The organism is Flavobacterium luteum, from assembly GCF_008806775.1.
GTDB lineage: Bacteria > Bacteroidota > Bacteroidia > Flavobacteriales > Flavobacteriaceae > Flavobacterium > Flavobacterium luteum.
The window spans coordinates 501,383-525,077 of record NZ_WAEM01000002.1; the positions used below are offsets into that span (position 1 = coordinate 501,383).

Sequence of the window (23,695 nt, forward strand, 5' to 3'; positions counted from 1 at the left end):
TTTATGGTGCTGGATCAGGAATTGTATTATGAATAGCATTTATATCACTTATTATTTCATTAGAAAGCGTAACATCAATCGAATTAATGTTTTCTTCTAATTGTTCTAAATTAGTGGCTCCAATAATATTACTTGTTACAAAAAGCTGTTGGTTTACAAATGCTAAAGCCATTTGAGTTAATGATAAACCATTTTTATGAGCAACTTCTTGGTAAAGCTTAGTTGCCTGTGCACATTGAACACTATTGTATCTTGAAAATTGTGGAAACAAAGTAATCCTAGCTTTTGGATGGCTTTCACCCGTTAAGAATTTACCTGATAATACTCCAAAAGCTAACGGAGAATAAGCCAGTAAACCAACATTTTCTCGCATACAAACTTCAGAAGAGCCATTTTCAAACAATCGGCTCAACAATGAATACGGATTTTGAATGGTTTTTATTCTCGGCAAATTGTGGTATTTACTTTCTTCTAAATACCGCATGATTCCCCAAGGTGTCTCGTTTGAAATACCGATATGATTTATTTTTCCTTGTTTTATAAAACCTTCTAATGTTTCTAAAACATTGTGAATATTATCTTCCCACCCATCATCTTGTACTTTAAAAACACGTTGTCCGAAAAAATTAGTTTTTCGTTCCGGCCAATGCAATTGATACAAATCGATATACTCTGTTTGCAAACGCGTTAAGCTTTTTTCTATAGATAAGGCAATACTTGCCGGAGAAAAATCCATGTTTTCTCTAATGTATGCTAGACCTGGATTAGGACCAGCGATTTTAGAAGCCAAGATTACTTTATCTCTATTTCCAGATTTTTTAAACCACGTACCTATTATTTTCTCTGTACTACCATAGGTTTCTTTTCTTCCAGGTACCGAATACATTTCGGCAGTATCAAAAAAATTAATGCCTTTTTCTAAAGCAAAATCCATTTGAGCATGTCCTTCGGCTTCGGTATTTTGTTCGCCAAAAGTCATGGTTCCTAAGCAAATTTTACTTACTTCTATATTCGTATTGGGTAGGGTTGTGTATATCATTTTGTTTTGCAATTAAATTTAGAACAGCAAATATAAAATTAAGTTAGAGGTTGTGTTTTTAGTTAACACTTTTTTTAGAGAAAAGAATTAAACTGATCCTTTTTTAAAAGAGTTTCATTCTATAGATTTTCTATTAATATAAAAAGGTTTGACTGTTATGATCAAACCCTTTTTTTAATCTATTATCATGTAGTAATGGTTTTAAAGCTAAATACATTTCTTTCAAAAGAATATTCTGTCACTCCTAATACCTTACATAGAATTTTTACTCTTTTATAATTTTCTTAGTAAATCGTTTTCCGTCTGATACAATATCTAACAAATAAATACCAGCACTTAATGAACTAACATCAATGTCTTTGCTAGTAACATTCATTAACGTTTTACCTGTTAAATCCATTATTTTTCCTGAAAATTCTTTTTCGATATCAATATGTAAAATATTTTGCATAGGGTTTGGATAATATTTAATGTCCTTATTTGCAAAATTTTCTGTAGAAAGATTTTCTGCTGTTAGTTTAATGAGAAACCCATCTGAAGTAGTTGCATCATGATTCCCAGAAATGTCACCATTATTAGAGTAGGTTCCACCACCTACCACCATATAGGTTCCGTCAGTTAATTGAAAAATAACACCGCCATCGTTACCAGTGCCCCCAAAACATTTTTGCCACTGAATGACACCTGTTGCGCTAAATTTAATTGTCCAAGCGTCATAACCTCCATGATTACCAGATACATTACCATCATTTGAATTAGTTCCAACAGACATAACCATCCCACCATCTAGGGTTTTAAGAATATAACCTCCTCCTTCACCGCCAGAGCCTCCATAGCAATTTTGTCCTAAAATTGTACCCGAAGCATCTAATTTTACAAGCCAACAATCCGAATTTCCGTGGTTACCAGACACATCACCATCATTAGACTCCGTTTGACTTGAAAAAATATAGCCTCCATCATTTGTTGCTACTAAGGCGTGCAAACCATCTTCAGCCCCAGAACCTCCATAACATTTTTGCCATTGAATGGTGCCTGTTTGATTCATTTTAGCAACCACAATATCAACAAAACCACCATGAAATCCTGGAAAACTAGCCAACTGTGTAAATCCAGCTACAACATAACCTCCATCTGAATTTTGCAAAATTCTAGAAAATCTACTATTTTCGCTGTCTGTATCATAAACCTTTTGCCATTGAATTACTCCTAAATCATTGATTTTAATAACCCAAGCGCCAGCAGATGTATTTCCGAGCACATCAGCATTGTTGATTGATGTTGTATATCCAACTCCAATGTAGCCCCCGTCTGAAGTTTGAATAATATTCTCTAAATAATCAGAACCATCACCACCGTAACATTTTTGCCATTGTATAGTTCCGATTGCATTTATTTTAATAACCCATAAATCAATCACCCCATGATTTCTAGATACATCTCCATTATTAGAAAATGTGTCACCAACAATTAAATACCCCCCATCAGCAGTTTGAATTAGGCTAGTAATATGTTCAATATCACTTCCTCCATAGCATTTTTGCCACTGCACAATTCCTGTCGCGTTTATTTTCATTAATGATATATCCAAATTCCCATGATTTCCAGAAATATCACCATCATTTGAACTTGTCTGTAGTCCTATCATATATCCTCCATCAGGAGTACTTAATGAAAACGCATCTATATAATCATCGCTAGTACCGCCATAACATTTTTGCCATATAGCAGTTGGCGCTTGTGCATTTGTAGATTGGATTACAAAAAGGGTAAGTAGTAGTAAAAGGTTTTTCATGATTATTGTTTTATAATTTTTTGAGTATACTGTTTTGCATCTGAAACAATATCTAACAAATAAATTCCAGCACTTAATGAACTAACATCAATGTCTTTAGTATTAATTGTCATTAACGTTTTACCTGTTAAATCCGTTATTTTTCCAGAAAATTCTTTTTCGATATCAATATGCAAAACATCTTTCATTGGATTGGGATACGTTGTAATGGTATTGAATGAGAAATTTTCATTATCAAGATTAGCTGCTGTTAGTTTGATAAGAAACATATCAGATGTTGCATTAGTGAGATTTGCAAAAGCATCTCCATAATTAGAATTTGTTCGTCCAGCAGCAAAATAAGTTCCATCTGCCAATTGCAATAGTCCACCAAACTCATCACCCGTGCCTCCATAACATTTTTGCCACTCTATTATATTTGTAGCACTAAATTTTATTGCAAACACATCGCCTCCTCCATTATTCCCTGTAATATTACCATCATTTGAAGTTGACCATCCAAAAATTAAATACCCACCATCAATAGTTTGTTGAGTAGCACCATATTCGTCTCCACTACCCCCATAACAATTTTGACCTAATATAACGCCAGTAGCACTAATTTTAAAAACCCATATATCAAAGTTTCCGTGATTTCCATATACATCTCCATCATTAGAATCTGAAATAGCATTAATCATATATCCACCATCATTTGTCAAGATGACATTTAAACCACGGTCATTGTTAGAACCACCATAAGAATTTTGCCACTGAATATTACCTCCTTGATTAACTTTAATTATTATAACATCATCATTATAATTAGCTAAAGACGAATTTTCTAAATCTCCACATAAAACATAACCTCCGTCTGCTGTTTGCAAAATACTTTGAATAACTTTGCAATCGTTATTATAAACCTTTTGCCATTGAATGACCCCTAAGTTATTTATTTTAATAACCCATCCGCCAGAATTTGTATTTCCTATTACATCTCCATTATTAATTGAATCAGCATGACCGCAAGCTATATAACCACCATCTGAAGTTGGAATTATAGTAGATAGGGTTTCATAATAATCGCCCCCTAGACATTTTTGCCATAATATTGTACCGACAGCATCTATTTTAACAACCCAAGCATCATTTAACAAACTATGATTACCTGATACATCACCATCATTAGAATCTGTGTAACCAGCAAGTAAATAACCCCCATCAGCGGTTGGTATAATTGAACTAATTTCATCATTTCCTGAACCACCATAACACCTTTGCCATTGAACGGTTCCTACATTATTTGTTTTTATGATCCACGCGTCGTTTTCGCCACCATGGTTTCCTATTACGATTCCGTTGTTTGAGTTTGTTCTAGAAAGAAGTATAAATCCTCCATCTGAAGTCGCAATTGGGAGACCTGAAAGGGTTTCATCATTAGACCCTCCGTAACATTTTTGCCATATAGCAGTTGGAGCTTGAGCATTTGTGAATTGAATTGCTGTAAGAGCAAGTAGTATTAAAAGTTTTTTCATGTTTTTTTATTTCTAAATATTTTCCCAAAAATATCTCAAAAACAAACCCACTACTTAAAGCAAATAAAGGCAAATAAAACAGTTGGTTGTTATTTCGGTAAATGTAACTATTTTCGTGTTATGGCAAGACTCCTTCAAGAACCCAAAGAAGAATATTTAGCATATTTAAGAGAGCTCATTGTAAATGCGTTTTCTAAACCTATTGTCAGCACCAATGATTGCAAACTGTTAGAAGAGGCCATTCAAGCAACAATCAATCAACGCCTGTCAATAGATACCATCGCTAGATTCTTTAATATTAAAAAGAGCAATACTTATCCTTCTATTTTTACGTTGGATACTTTTTCGTGCTACATAGGTTATTCGAGTTGGGAAGGACTAACAAAAAGTTATTCGGAGCAAAATGAATTATACCAAAAAGCCATTTTGTTTGACGTTATCCAAAACACTATTTCATTAGAGGATTTGTTTCGTAAACTCAATGCGTGTTCTAAAACAGCTCTTTTGCATGAAACCGTCAACCAAATTATACTGTGCAAAGTCCAACAAAAAGACGAGGCGTTCTTTAAAAGACTATTTGAATTGAAAATCGTTTTTGAATACCAAGAATCTTATAAATATGCTATTTATCACACCATCCATTTGTTAGGCAGTTTGTGTGAACAGCACCATTGGCTTTCCGAAATTGCCATTAACCAATATTATAATTTACCATATGCCGAAAATTATTTTGTAGAATGGCTTGTTGTTCCTGAGCATCGCTATTACATGCCTCTTTTAGAGAATTGCTATAAAGAGAACTCATTACATGCTGATTTTTATCATCTGATTCATTGCACTCATTTTGCAGAGACCAATCAATGGGATTTGTTTTTGATACATTATACTAAAATAGATGTTGCGCCAAAAAACAATATGCTTGAAATGCGTTGGTTAGGTGTTCAGCTTTACCATGACAAACAATTTGAAAACAGTTGCCATAGAGAAAAATTAGTTACAAAGATTATAAAACACCCCTATACGAACACTAAAGACTCCGGTAATAGAGTAAGTAGTATTTTTATAATTTGTAATTATTTGTTTATCATTGGAGCTTATGATACTATTATCAGGCTTATGGAACATAACGCCTTAAAGTATGCTACAATATTAGGGTATTGGGCAGAACTGAATTTCAATCAACTGAAAGTGTATTATGCTTTTTCATTGGTTAACAGCCATCGAAAAGAAGAAGCCCTTATTGTTTTTAAAAACATCAAACCCGACCGCTTTGACTTGAATTATAAAACCAGGATGATTGCGGTATATTCATCGTTGCGCCCCATTTTAGAAAAGGAGTAGAAATCCACCAATGGTCGCAAGTACAATCAACAGCCAATCTTTAGTATTTAATTTTTCTCTGAAAAAGTAAAGTCCGATTGCTAAAACTAGTATCTCAAATAATAATCCTATTAAGATATTCAAACTTACAGGAAATTGAGTTAAAGTAAAATTACTTAACAAACTACCACTAGCTACTAGAAAACCCATAAGCAAACAAAGCAACATACTTTGTTTGTCAATTTTTAAAGGTAGAAGTCTTTTTTCCTTGAAAAAAAGCAAGCCCACACAAGAAAGTAAAACACAGATTTCGAGAATAATGCTAAAATTAAGCACACCAAATTTCTGTATTGGAATAAGATAAAACACAAAAGAAATACCCCAAAAGATACTGCATAATAAAACCAAAACAACTTCTTTAGACAATTGAAATTGCATTAATTTCTCTCGTTGGTGCAGCAACAATCCTAAAATAATTAGTGCTAAAGCGTAATATTTTGAATTGCTTAATGTTTCATCGTACACTATTAGTGACGTAATAAATGAAAATACGGATAAGAGTACTTGTAAAGACGATACAAAACTATATCTTCCTGTTTGCATCGCATTGGTATAAAAATAAAGTCCCCAGAAACTAAAAAGACAAATGGATATACAAGTGATCCAATCTAGAACCGTAGGAGTAGAAAAAATTATCGCGCGGTTTTCGTGATCATAAATTTGGACATAAATGGAAGCAAGAACTAAAAAAAATATGGTTGCTAAAACCCTATAAAAAATATAATGGTAATTTTTGACTCCATTCATCAATACTTTTTTCCATACAATTCCCGAAATCAGGAAGAAAATTCCGGAAATAATTTTTAAAAAAATAGAGGTTTCGTATTTGAGCATATTAAAATTGAGCAAATTTTATTTTGGAACAAAAAAGGTTCAAAGTAATAACTCTGAACCTTATTAACCTATAATCTAAGTGACTTTTTCTTGTTACAATTCATTCAACATCTTAGAAATTTCATCCAATCTTGGAGTAAGAATAATTTCAATTCTTCTGTTTTTTGCTTTTCCATCAGCAGTAGAATTACTAGCTAAAGGCGCATACTCACTTCTGCCTGCAGCGGTAAGATTTTGCTTGTTGATGCTTTTATTTTCACCTAAAATAGTTACAATTGCCGTTGCTCTTTTGGTAGATAAATCCCAGTTATCTGCAATTGGACCCGAACCTCCATAAGCGTCATCATCTGTATGCCCTTCTATAAGTACCGAAATATCAGGATTAGCACCAAGCACTTTTCCAACTTCTACAACGGCTCTGCGACCTTCTGCTCCCACGGCCCAACTTCCTGAACTGAACAACAATTTGTTTTCCATTGAAACATACACTTTTCCATTTTTTTGTTGCACTGTCAAACCTTTTCCTTCAAAACTATTCAACGCTTTTGACAACGTTTCTTTAAGTTTTTGCATGCTTGCTTCTTTTGCCGCCATCAAAGCTTCTAGTTCTGCAAGTCGTTCGGATTTAGCTTGTAAATCGCCTTTTAATTTATTGAAACGGTCTTGTTCTGATGAAAGTGCTTTTTGTTTTGCTTCTAATTGCGATAATAATTCTCGATTTTTGTTCATATTCGTTTCTAAAGCTTCGTCGCTGTTTTTTTCTAATGCTTTGTAGGAAGCTTGCAATGTTTTTAAATTTTTATCCGCCGAATTAAAGTCAGACAACAATTTATCACGCTCAGATTTGGTTTTATCCAATTCCGATTTTAGTGTTGTATTAGCTAAATCGAGTTCGCTTTTGGCTTTCACGCAATCTTCACCATCATCTAAAAGTCGTCTGTTTTCCTTTTTTAAATCGGAATATTTATTTTCTAATTCATTATACACTTTTTTAGAAACACAGGAAACCGTTACCGCAATTAAAACCGCTCCTAAAACTATCTTTTTCATCATTTTTTTGTTTTTTTAATTAATCAATTTCTACAACCGTTGGGCAATGATCGGAATGCTTGGCTTCAGGCAATATAAAAGCTCTACTTATCCTATCTTTTAAAGGCTCACTTACTAAACAATAATCTATTCGCCATCCTTTATTATTTCCTCTTGCTCCTGCACGATAACTCCACCAGGTATAGTGATCTGGATTTTTATTTAAAGCTCTAAAACTATCTATGAATCCTGATTTTAAAAACCCATCTAACCAAGAACGTTCTTCTGGTAAAAATCCTGAAACTGTTTTGTTCCTAACGGGGTCGTGAATGTCTATAGCCTCATGACAAATATTGTAATCACCACAAATAATGAGATTCGGGATTTCTTTTTTTAATTCATTTATATAATTCTGGAAATCATCCATAAACATAAATTTATGATCCAATCGTTCAATATTTGTTCCCGAAGGCAAATACAAACTCATTACCGAAAAATCATCAAAATCGATGCGAAGATTTCTGCCTTCAAAATCCATGTGTTCAATACCAGTCCCAAAAACAATAGTATTCGGTTTTACTTTAGACAAAATAGCAACACCGCTATACCCTTTTTTTGTGGCTGGAAACCAATAATGATAGGGATACCCAGCAAGTTCAAAGTCTAAAGTTGGGATTTGTTCGGGAGTTGCTTTTATTTCTTGCAGACAAATTACATCAGGATTGGCATGTTGCAACCAATCTATAAACCCTTTTGAAATTGCTGCCCGAATTCCGTTAACGTTGTATGAAATAATTCTCATTGTAGTTTTTGAATCTCAAAAGTAATAAAAAAATGAAAAGCATTGGTTATAAAAAACACAAAAATTCAAATTGTGCAATAGTTGGTTAACAGAGTTTTTTTCTATCTTTGTTTATCGTACTTTAAACAAAAAACTAGATGGGTTTAGTTACCGCTAAAGAAGTTGCAAAAGCAATAAACACTGATAAATACGGAGTTTTAGGAACTTTTTCGGGTTGGTTATTGATGAAGGTTTTAAAAATTTCTACCTTAAACAAAGTATACGACCGCAACAAGCATTTAGAAGATGTCAACTTTTTGAATGGCATTTTAGAAGATTTACAAATAAAATTTGAGATTCCTGAAGAAGATTTAAAACGATTGCCTAAAGAAGGGGCTTATATTACTATATCCAACCATCCTTTAGGGGGAATTGATGGGGTTTTGTTGCTTAAATTAATGTTAGAAAGAGAGCCTAATTTTAAAATAATTGCTAATTTTCTTCTGCACCGAATTGAGCCTCTAAAAAAATATATCATGCCAGTTAATCCTTTCGAAAATCACAAAGATGCTAAATCTAGTGTCGTTGGAATCAAGGAGACCCTTAGGCACTTAAGCGATGGAAAACCCTTAGGCATGTTTCCCGCAGGAGAAGTTTCGACATATAAAGACGGGAAATTAATGGTTGACAAACCTTGGGAAGAAGGAGCAATAAAAGTGATTAGAAAAGCGCAAGTTCCTGTAGTTCCTATTTATTTTCATGCTAAAAACAGTCGGTTGTTTTACTTGCTTTCTAAAATTGGAGGAACACTTAGAACGGCAAAATTACCATCGGAAGTCTTTAGTCAAAAACATAGGGTTATAAAAGTTCGAGTTGGAAAACCGATTTCTGTAAACGAACAAAACGAATACAAATCTATCGAAGACTATTCGGAATTTTTAAGAAAGAAAACCTATATGCTTGCCAATCCTTTTGAAAAGGAAAGCAAACTACTAACAACCCCAAATTTAAGTTTCCCTAAAAGTCCAAAAAAAATTGTTACTGCCGCTAGTATTGACAATATGATTCATGAAATAGAACTTTTGCGAAGTTCCGATTCTAGATTATTACAGAGCAAGAACTACGAAGTTTTTTTTACCGATGCTTCTAAAATTCCTAATATTCTTCACGAAATTGGACGATTACGAGAAATAACTTTTAGAGAGGTAGGAGAAGGCACGAATGAGTCTATTGATTTAGATGATTTTGATCAATACTACCACCATATGTTTCTGTGGGACGATGACACTAAAAAAATTGCAGGGGCTTATAGAATGGGATTGGGTGCTAAAATATTTCCAAAATATGGAATTGAAGGTTTTTATTTGAATGATCTTTTTAGATTTGAACCTGAGTTGCATGACATGATGCACAAATCTATAGAAATGGGTCGTGCCTTTATTACTAAAGAATACCAACAAAAACCAATGCCCCTTTTCCTACTTTGGAAAGGAATTATTCACACCACTTTACGCTATCCTGAACATAAATTCTTGCTTGGCGGGGTTAGTATTAGCAATCAATTTTCTGATTTTTCGAAATCGTTAATGATTGAATTTATGAAATCAAATTATTACGATCCGTATATTGCACAATATATCCATCCTAAAAAAGAATACAAAGTAAAACTGAAAGATGCCGATAAGGATTTTATTTTTGATGAAGCGGAATCCGATTTAAATAAATTCGACAAAATTATAGACGAACTCGAACCAGGTAGTTTGCGTTTGCCCGTTTTGATAAAAAAATACATCAAACAAAATGCGAGAGTCGTTGCTTTTAATGTAGACCCTCTATTCAATAACGCCATCGACGGCTTAATGTACATTCGTATTGCCGACATACCCGAAAGCACGATGAAACCTGTAATGGAAGAATTTCAAGCGGAATTGGAACGCAAATTAGCCGAAAAAGAACAGTAGCATTTTAAAACCAACCTCTTTTATTGAGTTGGTACGTGTTATAAAACTCCTCATCCGTTTTTGTTAAATAAATGATTCCTTCTATAAAAGGAACTATTCCTGCTATTCCGCAAGTAATGATGCTTAACACAATTTGGATAATTCCTTCAGTAGTATAGCCCAAAATAAATTTATGAATTCCTAAATACCCCACAAGGATAGCTAAAATACCTGCAACCACTTTTTTGTTTTCAGGCTGTGCATTAGGTTGTGGCGTATTCCAATATTCTGTTTTTGAATTTTCCATAGTTTTATTTTTTGATGTTATAAAAATAAGAAAATATTGGAAGAATTGATTACTAGAAGTTTAAAAATATATTTCTCAAAGTCAGGTTGTGTATTTTTTTGTATTTTTGTTATAAAATTAATTTTTACCATCATGAATACTACAGCTATTGACTTACTAACTGAAAAACTGAAAAACGCCCCTCAAAGTGTTTTAGAGCGTGTTATTGGATATATTGATGCGCTTGTAGAACCTCAAAATTCTAAACCTTACAGCTTATCTAAAGAGCAGCAACAAATTTTAGACAGCCAGCTCGATTCCAGCAAAGATGCTTATACAGATGCGGAAACACTGTATGACGATTTGAAAAAGAAGTATGAATTATAAGATTATTATTTCTCCCATTGCTTCACAAAACATTGAAGATACTCTTTAGTATTACATTTACAAAGTCAGTAAAAAAGTAGCTTTAGATTTTTTGAAAAATTACAGAAAGACTTATAAAGCCATACAAACAAACCCTTTTTACCAATTTCACGATAACAATTACCGTTTTTTACCTTCTGATAAATTTCCTTACATCGCCTTTTTTATTGTTGATGAATCCAGTAAAACTGTTTTTTTAAACGCTGTATTTCATACTTCACAAGACCCTAGCAAATATCCTGTTAAATAACAACAAAAAGCTTCGCTCAAAATTTATGGAACGAGATTATTTTTGTTATACGCCATCGGTTTGTTTTGTGATAGAACTTTTAAAATTTTATTTTTTATCACAACTTTGTGATAATTTTTTTAATTCTATTTTTTTTATCACAAACTTGTGAGCGTTTTTTTAAAAATTTATTTTTGCTCACAACTTTGTGAGCAATTTTCTAAAAATTTATTTTTGCTCACAAGATTGCAATTTTAAAAAAATGTGCAAAGTCAGTAGCCGTTTGCGGAGCCAGCTATACTCGGAAACAAAAAAAGCTATATCATTTTATTGACATAGCTTTTATTGAATTATTGTCGTTACTCTAGTTTGTGGGCACGGAAAACATTTCCGCGCTAGAGTTCACGAATTTATTTTGTCATATCCGAGCCATCGGGGTATCGTTAACGAATGTCTATTAGTTATACATATAACCAAGTATCCCAAATATTAAAAAAAGTATAATATTTATAAAAGCAATAATTTCATACTTTCTTTTTGTCTTTAAATTATTTAGTCTTTTGTGTTTTTTAACTTGTGTCCACAAGTAAACAAATGAATTACAAAGAAAGAAAAGGACATAGGGATATATCATTGTTATATATTTTGGATTAAAATATTTTTTTTTAATTAACGATTAGGACTAGGACGAGTATCGCGAATATACACAGTAAATTTGCGAGGGGTGTTAAAAATATTTTTTGTAATAATTATCGGGCGCGGAATAAGAAGTGAAATAGGCAATAATATGAAAGAACTCGATGGATTTAGACAAATAGATAAATAATCTTGACATACAACTATTTCTTCATTATATATATTTAGAGCTGCTGCAGAACAAAGGAAAGCAACAGCAGGACCGGCACAACCTGCACAAAAAAATGTTGCTCCGCCAAATGCTGCGCCAGCTGTACCACATGCAATTAAACCCGCAAAATAATATGCAAATTTACGACTTTTACATGAACTATATCTTTCAACACAAGAGCGTACTCTTGAAAAGTAATTATTATTATTTAAATATTTTAGTGCCGAAGAAATAACCATATATTTTTCTGTATCTTTTAAATTTTTAATACCAAATTCATTATTAATTGCTACCAGATCATTGTTCATGTTTAATTCAAAGTAATAGGCTTGCTCAATACTTTGAAACCCTAAACTATTAGCTAACTCAAGTTTTTCAATTTCATTAAGATTCTCTTTTGATATTAAATAATCTATTTTTACTGTATCCTTTGAACTATTTAAAAATCCAACTATTATGTTTTTTATACTAATAAAATTTTGACTTTTAGATAAATTGAAAGCCATTTTTTTTAAATAAACATAATGAGAAAAGCGATTATCGATGTCTCCCATAATTACTGCAACTCCTAAAGTATTAGCATGATTTGTTAAAGTTGCTGTTACTGCTTTTGAAAGAAGATTTATGCTTTCTGAATTGCTATCTACCATCCCAAAAGGGTTACATCCAACAGTATTACAAACTTCAACGGCACATTGCCAAATGTCTTGATAAGATAGCCCACCTGTTGTATCACTCTCAATCAAATCCCCATTTTCATCAATTAACGTACTCGGAGTAAAGCTACTTAAAAAAATCTTTTCTGCATCAGTAGTGGCAATTAAATTTTTTGTTGTGGCAAACTGGGTTCCATAGGTCTTTAAAGGTTCGGCATAAGTAAGTATGCTGGCTTGCGCTGTGCTAGAGAGTGTGAGTTCGCCGTTTACAATCTTCTTTTTAAATTGGTCTATGGTTATGCCTTGTGGTAATTCGGCAGTAAGCACTGTGTTTAGGTTTGTTGCATATTCGTTCATCATGATACGGTGGTCTTCATCGCTCATTAACCCCGTTTGCGCCATAGCAATAGTAGAGCATAGTAAGAATACAAAAAAGCTATATATTATTTTTTTCATGGGTATCGTTATTTAAAATTAGTGGTGTTATTATTTTTTTATCAATTGAAATGTTTTGCTCTCGTTACTGCTTGAGACTCTTGCCATATAGTACCCACTTGGAGCATTTGATAAATCGATAGGGTTTGATGCTTTTGGTACTAGACTATCTTGATACATGGTTTGTCCTAAAAGGTTGTGTATTATAATTGTGTTGTACTCGCCGTTTGTACCCGTTAAATCAATAGTAAAAATTGCGGTACTTGGGTTAGGATAAACCGTAATTTTTTCTGTTAGCTGGCTTTGGGTTGATTCACCTTTTGCTTTTGATTTTGCTTTTCTTGCCGCACTTGTAGTAGTTACATTAATTGTAGCTGTTGCAGAATCGTTGTTTAACGGACAAGCTATAGATGTAATTTTGTAATCAACACTATATGTTCCCGCTGGAGTATTTCTAGGTATAGTAATAGTTCCGTCAGGATTTATTGTTAGTGTAGCAGTTGGCGTTACAGCAAGTAGAGCAACGGTTGCATTTGTGCTTGTAACAACATCAGTAAAATTAATTTCATCATTAGTAAACACTGATGGGGTTTGTCCTCCTGTGTTTCCGTTTATAGCAGTATCAGTAAAATCTTCATCAAATGCGAGTATTGTTTTTGGTTTTAAAACCATAAAAGAAATCGTGATTGGGTTAGCACATTGCCCTGAGTTTGGCGTAAACGTATAATCTTGTTCTCCTTCTGCAAGAGTATTAGGATTCCAAGTACCAGCTATTCCGTTTGATGAAGTTAATGGTAATTGATAGGTTACTGATCCGTTACCGATAATCCCAACGTTTTCGAATATAGGCTCTTTACAAGATTCAAATAATTGCAAATCAATAATTTGAGAATTTATATGATTCATAGAAAAATCAACTTTTAAACTCGTGTTAGTATAAAAAGTTGAAGAAACATAAATAAGATTTTCATCACAAAAGTATTTTACTCTTCCGCCTTGATACATTATCTTCAATACACTTGTTGTTGTATAGGCTTTTATTATTCCGGATTTGTCCGTTCCATTTTCATACACATAAATGTTATTATCACTACGGGTGTATAATGCATTTTCTATTGTGGTATAATTATAATCAGTATCAGCAACAGATAACCCAACAAATACTCCATTATTATTTTTAACTTTATAAGTTAAATATCCTCCATCTGAAAGGGTAAGACCACTGTTCAAGCTACCTGCATTACCCCAAGTAGATGATGCTGTTTTTGTAATAGTTGTTCCTGATACACTTACACCAATAGTATTTGCAAGAGTGTACGGTTTACTATTGATAGTTGAAGCTGTGTCACAACTATCAGGAATTCCGTTTTGATTAGCATCTTGGCTATTATTTCCTACACATTGATCCTCTGAATCGCAAACGCCATCTCCATCGGCATCAGCAGTACAACATTTAAAAATTTGCAAATCTATAATTTGAGAATCTTTATCATTCATAGAAAAATCAACTACTAATTGAGATGAAGTTAAACTAGAAACCCTTTGATAGAGGAAGTTTCCATTACAATAATACTTTACTTTATTGTCTTCAATTAAAATTTTAAAGACGCTACTGGAGTTGTAAGTGATGTTAGTAGCTAGTTTGTTAACTCCATTTTCATAGATGTAAATCTTATTATCAAATCTGGTATATAAACCATTTTCTATTGTTGAGAGATTAAATCTCTGTCTGAAACTGATAAGCCTACAACAACTCCTTTACCAGGTAAAACCTTATATGTTATATAATGTCCTTCTGAAAGTATTAAATTAGTAGAACCACCTGCATTCTTCCAACCTAATTCTGAAGTTTTTGTTAGTGTTGTTCCTGATTGGCTCGCTCCAACAAGGTTTACTAGTGCATATTGCTTGCTAGTTGGAGTACAAGATTGAGCGTAAATTGAATTGATAGTTAATAATGATAGTACTGTGCACAAAAAATGTACTACTATTTGTTTAGTTGGTTTAATTTTCATGTTTAATTGCGTTGAGTGTAGAACTGGTTAATCATTAATCAAACTTATGTTAAGTGCTAAAAACAAGACGAGTACAAAATCGTTTTTTTAGGGGTACGAATTCGTTTTTTATCATAATACAAATTCTAAAAATTTGAAGAGGAATAGCACTTATTGCACATTTAGTACATTTTCCTTTCAGGTTTTAAAAACTTTAACCAGAGATTTGCAAATTTTTTCAAAGTTTATATTAAATCTGTGACACGAGCTTTCGACTGGCGAAGCAATATCAAATAGTACATGAACATCTCTCCATCAACTTATTCCAGAATGAAAAAAAAGGAAACAGCCACTTGGACTTCAATGATTGATAAAATATGGACTATATATAAAAAATTGAACCTGAATAATTATTGCTTTCAGAAGAGAAATATGTTCTCATTAGTAGTAAACAAAAAGGAGGTTCAACAAGTAGTATTGTAATTAATAACCTTTTTGAAGAAGCTATCGAACTGTATGAAAGAATGATTGTTGAGAAAGATAAAAAAATTGCAGATTTGGAGAAAAAAGTGAAAGTGGTTTAAGATGAACTCGCTGTAACAAATTCAACGCTCTGAAAAATCACGTGCCTTTGTGTATTTATAGAATTACCCTTGAATAATTTAGTATTAGCAATACATTCCTTTAATTTTATCCACAATAACCTGCGCTAATTTCTCATGGCTTTCGAATGTCCAGCCTGCGATGTGTGGAGTGAGAATAACATTATTTGCATTAATTAAATATTGAAAAGCTTCAGGGAGATCCCTCTGCTGCGCTCGGGATGACAAAAAGAGGCTTTCAAACGAAAGTTCTTCATATTCTAAAACATCTAAACCTGCTCCTAAAATTTTTTTGCATTGTAATGCAGCAACTAAATCAGCAGTCACTACATTTTTCCCACGTGATGTATTTATAAGCCAAAACGGTTTTGCAAAAGCATTGATGAAAGCAGTATTTACCATTTTATCGGTTTCGGGTGTCCAAGGAATATGAAGACTTAGCACATCTGCTTTTTCTTGTAATTCTTTCAGAGAAACTTGTTTGGCATTAGCATCGCCAACATGTTCTAGAATGTCATAACACAAAACTTCAACATCAAAACCTCGGAGTTTTTTTGCAAATGCTTTTCCCATGTTGCCATAACCAATGATTCCAACTGTTTTTCCATCGAGTTCATGTCCGCGGTTACTTTCGCGGTTCCAATGCCCTGACTTGATTTCGCTATGGGCTTGATTCAAATGATTAAAAAGGGACAATAGCATTGCTAATGTATGCTCGCCAACGGCATTGCTATTGCCCTCTGGTGCGGCAATGAGTTGAATGTTTTTACTTGTGGCATAATCGCAATCGATACTTTCTAAACCCGCACCTACTCTAGCTATAAATTGCAAATTAGTAGCTTTATCTAAAAATGTTTTATCAATTTTAAATCGACTCCGAATAACAATTCCTTGATAATCTTGAATTTTGGCTTCGATTACTTCTTTAGAGGAAGTGAAATCATCATGATTCACAAATCCAGCCTCTTGCAATTGCTGCCAAAGTAAAGGATGATTGCTGTCGATGTGGAGGATTTTTATTTCGGGTGTTGGGTGTTGGGTACTGGGTGTTGGCATGAATTCATTGGGATTTAATGTTTTGCAAATACATAAATTTGACACGGAATTGCATTAGGGATGGCAGTGGAGCTCTTTTTTGAGGCGATTTTTTTCGCCTCAAAAAAAGCGGGAACGTACAGCCCGACCGAAGGGAATGCCCAAATTATCCTTTGATTTTCTTTAAGGCGGCTTTAATTCCGCGAACTAAAGAAGAGCTGAATCCGTGAGTTTCCATTTCGCTCAAACCTGCAATAGTACAACCCTGCGGCGTGGTAACTCGGTCTATTAATTGTTCTGGATGTATGTTTTCTTCCATAATCATTTCAGCAGCACCTTTTACGGTTTGAGCAGAAATGGCTAAGGCGGTTTGCCAGTCAAATCCTATTTCGATTCCGGCTTGCATAGAAGCACGTATGTAACGTAAGGCAAAAGCCGTTCCGCTTGCTGCCAAAACCGTGGCTGCATCCATTAATTTTTCGTCAATGATAGGTGCTGTACCTAAATCTTGAAAAAGAGCGACTACATTTTGGGCTTTTTCTTTATGCTGCTCGTTAAACGCTATACAAGTGGCTGAGGCGCCGAATTGTGAAGCAATATTAGGCATGATTCGAATAGCACTATTTGAATTGCCTATCTTTTTCTGTAAATTTTCGATGGAAACGCCACTTACAGCGGAAGCTATAACTTTATTGGAAATTACAGGTAAAATTTCGTTTAAAACGGTATCTATTTGATATGGTTTTATGGTAAGAATAATAATATCCGCTTCTTGAATTCCGTGTTTATTGTCTGTAGAGACGGTAACACCCAATTGTTCTAAATGTAAAATACTTGTAGTGTTTCTTCTGGTTATAGTTACTTGATTGCCTTTAGAATATTTTGCAATTCCAATGGCTATGGCAACTCCAAGATTTCCTCCTCCTATAATATGTACGTTCATGTTTAAAAATTTAAAATCCTAAAATTAATTTGGCAATCGAAAAATAAATTAAAATTCCACAAATATCATTGCTGGTTGTAATAAATGGTCCCGTAGCTAACGCCGGATCGATTCCGAATTTATCGAGCAATAATGGAATAAATGTTCCTATGAGTGAAGCAATAATAATTACTGAAACCAATGCTATGGTTACTATAATTCCAATAATAATTTCAACATTTAATAGAAAATGACTTCCTAAAAACAATATAATGGCCAGAATTAATCCGTTCAAAAGACTTAGCGAAACTTCCTTTATTAATCGATTAAACAAGGAACCACTCAAAGTATCGTTTGCCAAACCTTGAACAATAATTGCTGACGATTGTACGCCAACATTACCTGCCATCGCGGCTATAAGTGGTGTAAAAAAGAATAATTTTCCGTGTTCTAGCATGGCGCCTTCGAACAATCCTAAAACCTTAACAGTAATAAAACCGCCTAGTAAAGCTAAAACCAACCAGGGTAATCGGGCTCTAGTTAATTCAAAAATACTATCATCGGCTTCTACGTCTTGAGAAATACCCGCCGCCAATTGATAATCTTTATCGGCTTCGTCTTTTATTACATCTACGATATCATCAATAGTAATTCTACCAACTAGTCTTCCTAATTCATCAATAACCGGAATGGCTTCTAAATCGTATTTTTGCATGATACGTGCCACTTCTACATCTTCGGTATCTACTTTAACCGAATTTAATTTTCGGATATAAACTTCGCTAATTGGAGTTTTGGTAGAAGTTGTCAATAAATCTTTTAATGACAAACGTCCTTTAAGCCTATCTTCGTCATCAACCACATAAATAGAATGTACTCTAGAAATGTTTTCAGCCTGAATACGCATTTCTTTTACACAGGTTAATACATTCCAGTTTTCGTTGACTTTTACCAGTTCTTTATGCATGATTCCTCCTGCAGTATCTTCATCATATCGAAGTAATTCAACGATGTCCTTGGCATGTTCTACATCTTGAAGTTCAGAAATTACTTCTTCCTTTCTGTCTTTTGAAAGTTCGGCAATAATATCGGCAGCATCATTGGTTTCTAGCTCATCGAGCTCTTCTGCAATTTCTTTTGGCGATAGTCGGCTTAATATATTTTCCCGTAAATCGTCTTCTAATTCCAGAAGGATTTCGGCTGTTTTTTCGCTATCTAATACTTTAAAAATATAGGTTGCTTCGTCAAAATCAAGTTCGTCAAGGATTTCGGCAATATCAGCATGATGCAAATCATTCAATAAGATTTCCAATTGTTGGTCGTCTTTATTTTGAATGAGTTGCTCTAATTGTTGAATTAGTTCTTTGCTGATTTTAAACTCCATCGGCTTCTATTTTTTGTGTCAATCCTATAAATTGTTCAACAGACAATTGTTCTGGTCTAAGGTCAAAGATACTATCTTCTCTTAAATTATCAGATAAATTTAATGTTTTTAAACTGTTACGCAATGTTTTTCTTCTTTGTTGAAAAGCGGTTTTAACGACAGTAAAAAATAATTTTTCGCCACAAGGCAAACTGTAATTTTCTTTTCTGCGCAAACGCAATACACCCGATTTTACTTTTGGTGGCGGAATAAATACATTTTCATCTACCGTGAATAAATACTCTGCATCGTAAAATGCTTGCGCCAAAACTGATAGAATTCCGTAGGCTTTGCTTCCTTTTTTCTCGCAAATTCTTTGGGCTACTTCTTTTTGAAACATGCCTGCAAATTCTGGAATTTGGTTGCGATATTCTAATGCTCGAAAAACAATTTGAGTAGAAATATTATACGGGAAATTTCCAATAATGGCGAATTGCTTGCCTTCAAAAATTTCGTTGATATTGTATTTCAAAAAATCTTTAGAGATGATTTTGTCTTTCAATTTGGGATAATTCTCCTCTAAATAGGTAACCGACTCGGTATCAATTTCGATAACATAAGTATTGATTGGCTTGTCTATTAAATACTTGGTAAGCACACCCATTCCTGGTCCAATTTCTAAAACAGCATCATAGCCTTCAAGATTTAAAGTATCAGCAATATCTTTAGCTATACTTTCATCTTTAAGAAAATGTTGTCCGAGATGTTTTTTGGCTTTTACTTTTTCCATTGTCATTGGGAGGTACGAGTTAATCTCGCTTTATTTTGTAAATTATCTTGCCTCAACGGCATATTTGGAAATTCTTATTGAGCGCTCACCAAAGAATAATGTTCACTTACATATTCTAGTTCTGTTCTGAAAGAAAGTGCTTTATCAGCAAATAATTTCATCGCTTCTTCGCGCAATCTTGGCGCATCCTCCTTATAATATTTTTGTAACAACTCTTTGCTTTTTGTAGAATACTGAACGGCATAAGTCATCCCTCCCATTTCCTCTTCGATTAGAACGCGAACCATTCGAGCTGAAGTAAACTTACCAGTTGCTAAAACCTCTGGAATATGCTTTTCCTGCATCCAAGTTAACCATTGGTCGTGAACGCTTTCGTGTATATTAGTGGTTACATTATATATTATCATGTTGATTCGGTTTCGAATTATAAAATTTGTGTTCTATATTTTTAAAGATTTGTATCGCCTCGCAATTGTCGGTATTTTTTCCTAGAATCTGTAAAGTAAATACTGTCTTCGTGATGAAAAATAATTTGTTCGTATAACGACTTTGCTTTCTCAACGTCTTTGATTTGTTTATTATAAATTTCCGCCGAAAAATAATAGGCCTCGTCGATATAAATTTCGTCTTTATGATGATTGATAATTTCTTGGTATTGGCTTAAAGCCGAAAGATAATCGCCTTGCTTTTCATATACTTTTCCTAATCGAAACAAGGTTACACTTTCTATGTCTTTACCTTTGAAACTTTGCAGAATTGCCTGAAATTCTGCTAATGCTTCCGTGTTTTTATTCTGATAGAGTAAATAATCGGCATGCGCAAAACGCTTCAAAGCCGTTTGAGTCGAATCGGCAACGGTGTTATCATTAATTAAAAGGAAATATTCAAGTGCATCATTGGCTATTAATTGACTAGAAGCTGATTTGAGTGCCGCAAATTGTTTTTGAGCCCATTCAAAATCAGTTTTAAAATAACTGGTTTTAGCCGCTTTCAAACTAGCTTCGTGGCCTACAACATCATTTTTTAAATCTTCTTCAATTTGAGAATAATAAATTAAAGCTTGATTGAATTTTTCTTCAAAAAGCAAAATATCAGCCAATTCCATTTTTATATCTGCTTTTTGATATTCATTTAATGGTAATTCTAAAGCGTTTTTTAAAATTGCCTTTCCTTGCTCTGAACGGTTTAAATTAAAGGTAAGGAAATGCGCTTGAAGCGTTTGTAAAGATAAAGAATACGGGCTAATTCCAAATTCTTTCAGCAACAAATCGAGATCGGTTTCTATCGATTTATAGTCTGCTTCCTTTGCTGCATCCATTCGCATTTGAATTAAAAAAGTGTGTGCTTGAATTAATAATTCTAAATCCTTAGTATTCTCTAAAACAAAAGTCAGAATTTCTTTTGCTGTTTCTAGTTCGTTTTCTTCTTTAGCCAATTGCGCCAAGTTTACAATATTAGAAAACGTTTCAGGATTGCGTTTGTAAATGGCTTTTTCCTGAATAAATGCCTTACCGTATTCTTTTTGTTGCACATAAAACCAACTCAAATATTCATTCCAAAAAACATCTTGATTTTTCTGAGCTCTTATTAGTAAAGCTTTTCGAAGTGTTTCATTAAAAGTAACACTAGCGTCTTCGGTCATAAAATGAGACAATTGATTTTGAATCATAATAGAGCTTTGCTGATTTGTGTATGCTTCTGTCAAGAATTTTTCAATCATCATATCGGTATTGCCTAATTGACCATAGAGCATCGCCATTTGATAATTGAAATTGAAATGAGGTTCTATTACAATTGCCAATTCGTAGGATTGCAATGCATAATTTATCAATGCTTTTCGCTCGAAAGTCGAGGCAACTCCGTATACTTCATTTGGGTTTTTCTTGATTTTATCTAATGCCTGATCGTAATATTTCTTGGCGTTGATTTCGTTTTTTTGCAACTGAAAATTATACCCCAATTCTACCAAAAGGCTGGCTTGATTGTATTTGCTTAATCTATCTTGAATGGTTTTTTCGGCAAGTGCATATTGTTGCAATTGCTGGTAACAATCGATGACTTTTTGAAAATAATTCCCGTTTCCTGATTGCGATTTTAGTAATTCTTCGTAACTTATTTTTGCTTTTTCAAAATCGCCTTTGTCAAAATAATTCTGGGCCAATTGCTCGTTTTGAGAAAAAACAATTAGAGAGAAAAATAAGGCAGTATGTAGAAAAAGTTTTTTCATTTATTTAGATAACAACGACAATGTACTAAAGTAACACTTTTGTGATAAATTAGTACATCGTTTTAAAAAGATTGACTTTTTAATTGATATGACTATTCTTGCTTAGAACCGAAAATTTATTTTAACCGCATAGAGGCATCGATTTTAAGTTTTGCGTTTAAAATGCTCCGCTTCTTTATCGACATCATAAGCTATCTTAAAAAAATATTTTCTGTCTTCTACTCTTTTCTATGTTTCTATGTGGTTTTCTTTTCTCGCCCTTTTAGTCAATAATATCAAACCCACAATAACTTCTCAATACCTCAGGAATTACAATGCCTTCTGGGGTTTGATAATTTTCTAAAATTCCAGCTAACACTCTCGGTAAAGCCAATGAACTTCCGTTAAGCGTATGCGCCAACTGATTTTTTCCGTCTTTGTCCTTGAAACGCAATTTCAAACGATTGGCTTGAAAGGTCTCGAAATTAGATACCGAACTAATTTCTAACCAACGGTCTTGAGCGGTCGAAAACACTTCGAAATCATAAGTCAATGCTGAAGTAAAACCCATATCTCCGCCACACAAACGCAAAATTCGGTAGGGCAATTTCAGTTCTTGAAGTATTTGTTTTACATGTTCTACCATACCTTCTAGCGCTTCATAGGATTTTTCAGGATGCTCCACACGAACGATTTCTACTTTATCAAATTGATGCAAACGATTCAATCCGCGCACGTGAGCACCGTATGAACCCGCTTCTCTTCTGAAACATGGTGTGTAAGCAGTATATAAAACTGGTAATTCACTTTCGTTTAAAATAACATCTCGAAATAAGTTAGTCACTGGAACTTCCGCAGTCGGAATCAGATACAAATCATCAATGGTAGAATGGTACATTTGTCCTTCTTTATCAGGCAATTGCCCTGTCCCGTATCCTGAAGCTTCATTGACCAAATGGGGCACTTGTACTTCATTGTACCCTGCTGCTGTATTTTTGTCTAAAAAATAATTAATTAAAGCACGTTGAAGTTTAGCACCTTTTCCTTTATAGACTGGGAATCCCGCACCAGTAATTTTTACGCCCAATTCAAAATCGATAATGTCATATTTTTTTACCAATTCCCAATGCGGTTGCGCGCCTTCGTGTAAAACTGGAATAGTACCTTCTTGAAAAACAGTTAGGTTTTCTTCTGGTGTTTTCCCCTCTGGAACAATGTCGGCAGGAAGATTAGGTAAAGTGTATAATTTTTGATTCAATTCATGAGCTAAAGCATCTGCTTTTTCAGCTAATCCTTTGCTTTTTTCTTTTAATTGAACTGTTTTTTGTTTTAAAATTGTCGCTTTTTCTTTTTCACCACTTTTCATCAAATCGCCAATGGATGCTGATAATTTATTAGATTCAGATAAAATAGTGTCCAACTCTACTTGTGTAGCGCGACGTTTTTCATCCAGTTGTACCACCTCAGCCACTATCGAAGCAGCATCGATATTTCTTTTAGCCAAAGCTTTGATTACTTTTTCTTGATTCTCTCTAATAAATGCGATTTGTAACATATATCTATTTTTAATGTTCGCAAATTTAAGGAATTCC

Annotated in this window: 21 protein-coding genes; 4 read left to right on the plus strand and 17 right to left on the minus strand. The window is 33.6% G+C overall.

What is annotated here, in order from left to right; translation table 11 throughout:
* Position 1: 1 nt before the first annotated feature.
* From F6464_RS06050 to F6464_RS06060, 3 genes are all read right to left on the minus strand, one after another.
* Positions 2-1,039: an aldo/keto reductase gene (locus F6464_RS06050; protein WP_151106904.1), complete on the minus strand. Its 1,038-nt coding sequence runs from the start codon at positions 1,037-1,039 to the stop codon at positions 2-4.
* Between the two features lie 265 nt (positions 1,040-1,304).
* Positions 1,305-2,834 carry a T9SS type A sorting domain-containing protein gene (locus F6464_RS06055; RefSeq protein WP_151106905.1) on the minus strand — a complete coding sequence of 510 codons (1,530 nt, stop codon included), beginning with the start codon at positions 2,832-2,834 and terminating at the stop codon, positions 1,305-1,307.
* A 2-nt stretch (positions 2,835-2,836) separates the two neighbouring features.
* The gene (locus F6464_RS06060) at positions 2,837-4,348 is read right to left on the minus strand and encodes a T9SS type A sorting domain-containing protein (RefSeq protein ID WP_151106906.1); all 1,512 of its coding nucleotides are present in this window, start codon (positions 4,346-4,348) and stop codon (positions 2,837-2,839) included.
* A 120-nt stretch (positions 4,349-4,468) separates the two neighbouring features.
* On the opposite strand from F6464_RS06060, the gene F6464_RS06065 reads away from it, so the two are divergent.
* Positions 4,469-5,689 (plus strand): hypothetical protein, encoded by a 1,221-nt coding sequence (locus tag F6464_RS06065; RefSeq protein ID WP_151106907.1) that lies wholly within the window; start codon positions 4,469-4,471, stop codon positions 5,687-5,689.
* On the opposite strand, the gene F6464_RS06070 is transcribed toward F6464_RS06065, so the two are convergent.
* From F6464_RS06070 to F6464_RS06080, 3 genes are all read right to left on the minus strand, one after another.
* Positions 5,675-6,562, minus strand: coding sequence for an EamA family transporter (locus F6464_RS06070; RefSeq protein ID WP_151106908.1), 888 nt, complete (start codon positions 6,560-6,562; stop codon positions 5,675-5,677). The genes F6464_RS06065 and F6464_RS06070 overlap by 15 nt on opposite strands.
* A 93-nt stretch (positions 6,563-6,655) precedes the next feature.
* Positions 6,656-7,615, minus strand: coding sequence for an OmpA/MotB family protein (locus F6464_RS06075; protein WP_151106909.1), 960 nt, complete (start codon positions 7,613-7,615; stop codon positions 6,656-6,658).
* A 16-nt stretch (positions 7,616-7,631) separates the two neighbouring features.
* A complete protein-coding gene (locus F6464_RS06080) occupies positions 7,632-8,393 on the minus strand; it encodes an exodeoxyribonuclease III (protein ID WP_151106910.1) in 762 nt (253 codons plus the stop codon).
* 137 nt (positions 8,394-8,530) lie between these two features.
* On the opposite strand from F6464_RS06080, the gene F6464_RS06085 reads away from it, so the two are divergent.
* Entirely contained in the window at positions 8,531-10,333 is a 1,803-nt protein-coding gene (locus F6464_RS06085; protein ID WP_151106911.1) for a GNAT family N-acyltransferase, read from the plus strand.
* 4 nt (positions 10,334-10,337) lie between these two features.
* On the opposite strand, the gene F6464_RS06090 is transcribed toward F6464_RS06085, so the two are convergent.
* Complete coding sequence (locus tag F6464_RS06090; protein ID WP_151106912.1) at positions 10,338-10,619, minus strand: TM2 domain-containing protein; 282 nt, start codon at positions 10,617-10,619, stop codon at positions 10,338-10,340.
* Between the two features lie 132 nt (positions 10,620-10,751).
* Here F6464_RS06090 and F6464_RS06095 point away from each other — a divergent pair, with 132 nt between their 5' ends.
* Positions 10,752-10,985 carry a hypothetical protein gene (locus tag F6464_RS06095; RefSeq protein WP_151106913.1) on the plus strand — a complete coding sequence of 78 codons (234 nt, stop codon included), beginning with the start codon at positions 10,752-10,754 and terminating at the stop codon, positions 10,983-10,985.
* Between the two features lie 937 nt (positions 10,986-11,922).
* Here the strand turns inward: F6464_RS06095 and F6464_RS06105 are convergent.
* The 3 genes from F6464_RS06105 to F6464_RS06115 all read right to left on the minus strand — a co-directional run bounded on the left by F6464_RS06105 (position 11,923) and on the right by F6464_RS06115 (position 15,206).
* Positions 11,923-13,212 carry a hypothetical protein gene (locus F6464_RS06105; protein ID WP_151106914.1) on the minus strand — a complete coding sequence of 430 codons (1,290 nt, stop codon included), beginning with the start codon at positions 13,210-13,212 and terminating at the stop codon, positions 11,923-11,925.
* A 30-nt stretch (positions 13,213-13,242) separates the two neighbouring features.
* Entirely contained in the window at positions 13,243-14,688 is a 1,446-nt protein-coding gene (locus F6464_RS06110) for a T9SS type A sorting domain-containing protein (protein WP_151106915.1), read from the minus strand.
* A 206-nt stretch (positions 14,689-14,894) separates the two neighbouring features.
* On the minus strand, positions 14,895-15,206 hold the full coding sequence (locus tag F6464_RS06115) for a hypothetical protein (RefSeq protein WP_151106916.1): 312 nt from the start codon (positions 15,204-15,206) through the stop codon (positions 14,895-14,897).
* Between the two features lie 392 nt (positions 15,207-15,598).
* Here F6464_RS06115 and F6464_RS14480 point away from each other — a divergent pair, with 392 nt between their 5' ends.
* Entirely contained in the window at positions 15,599-15,769 is a 171-nt protein-coding gene (locus tag F6464_RS14480) for a hypothetical protein (protein WP_191963328.1), read from the plus strand.
* 84 nt (positions 15,770-15,853) lie between these two features.
* Here F6464_RS14480 and F6464_RS06120 read toward each other — a convergent pair whose 3' ends face one another.
* The 7 genes from F6464_RS06120 to serS all read right to left on the minus strand — a co-directional run bounded on the left by F6464_RS06120 (position 15,854) and on the right by serS (position 23,658).
* Positions 15,854-16,843, minus strand: coding sequence for a 2-hydroxyacid dehydrogenase (locus F6464_RS06120; protein WP_151106917.1), 990 nt, complete (start codon positions 16,841-16,843; stop codon positions 15,854-15,856).
* 145 nt (positions 16,844-16,988) lie between these two features.
* Entirely contained in the window at positions 16,989-17,765 is a 777-nt protein-coding gene (gene proC / locus F6464_RS06125; RefSeq protein ID WP_151106918.1) for a pyrroline-5-carboxylate reductase, read from the minus strand.
* Positions 17,766-17,775: 10 nt separating this feature from the next.
* Positions 17,776-19,128, minus strand: a complete 1,353-nt coding sequence (gene mgtE, locus F6464_RS06130; RefSeq protein ID WP_151106919.1) for a magnesium transporter — start codon at positions 19,126-19,128, stop codon at positions 17,776-17,778.
* A complete protein-coding gene (gene rsmA, locus F6464_RS06135) occupies positions 19,118-19,897 on the minus strand; it encodes a 16S rRNA (adenine(1518)-N(6)/adenine(1519)-N(6))-dimethyltransferase RsmA (RefSeq protein ID WP_151106920.1) in 780 nt (259 codons plus the stop codon). Before rsmA ends, mgtE begins: the two co-directional genes overlap by 11 nt.
* Positions 19,898-19,971: 74 nt before the next feature.
* The gene (locus F6464_RS06140; RefSeq protein WP_151106921.1) at positions 19,972-20,304 is read right to left on the minus strand and encodes a DUF4286 family protein; all 333 of its coding nucleotides are present in this window, start codon (positions 20,302-20,304) and stop codon (positions 19,972-19,974) included.
* 41 nt (positions 20,305-20,345) lie between these two features.
* A complete protein-coding gene (locus tag F6464_RS06145; RefSeq protein ID WP_151106922.1) occupies positions 20,346-22,124 on the minus strand; it encodes a tetratricopeptide repeat protein in 1,779 nt (592 codons plus the stop codon).
* A 262-nt stretch (positions 22,125-22,386) separates the two neighbouring features.
* The gene (serS, locus tag F6464_RS06150; RefSeq protein WP_151106923.1) at positions 22,387-23,658 is read right to left on the minus strand and encodes a serine--tRNA ligase; all 1,272 of its coding nucleotides are present in this window, start codon (positions 23,656-23,658) and stop codon (positions 22,387-22,389) included.
* Positions 23,659-23,695: the final 37 nt, after the last annotated feature.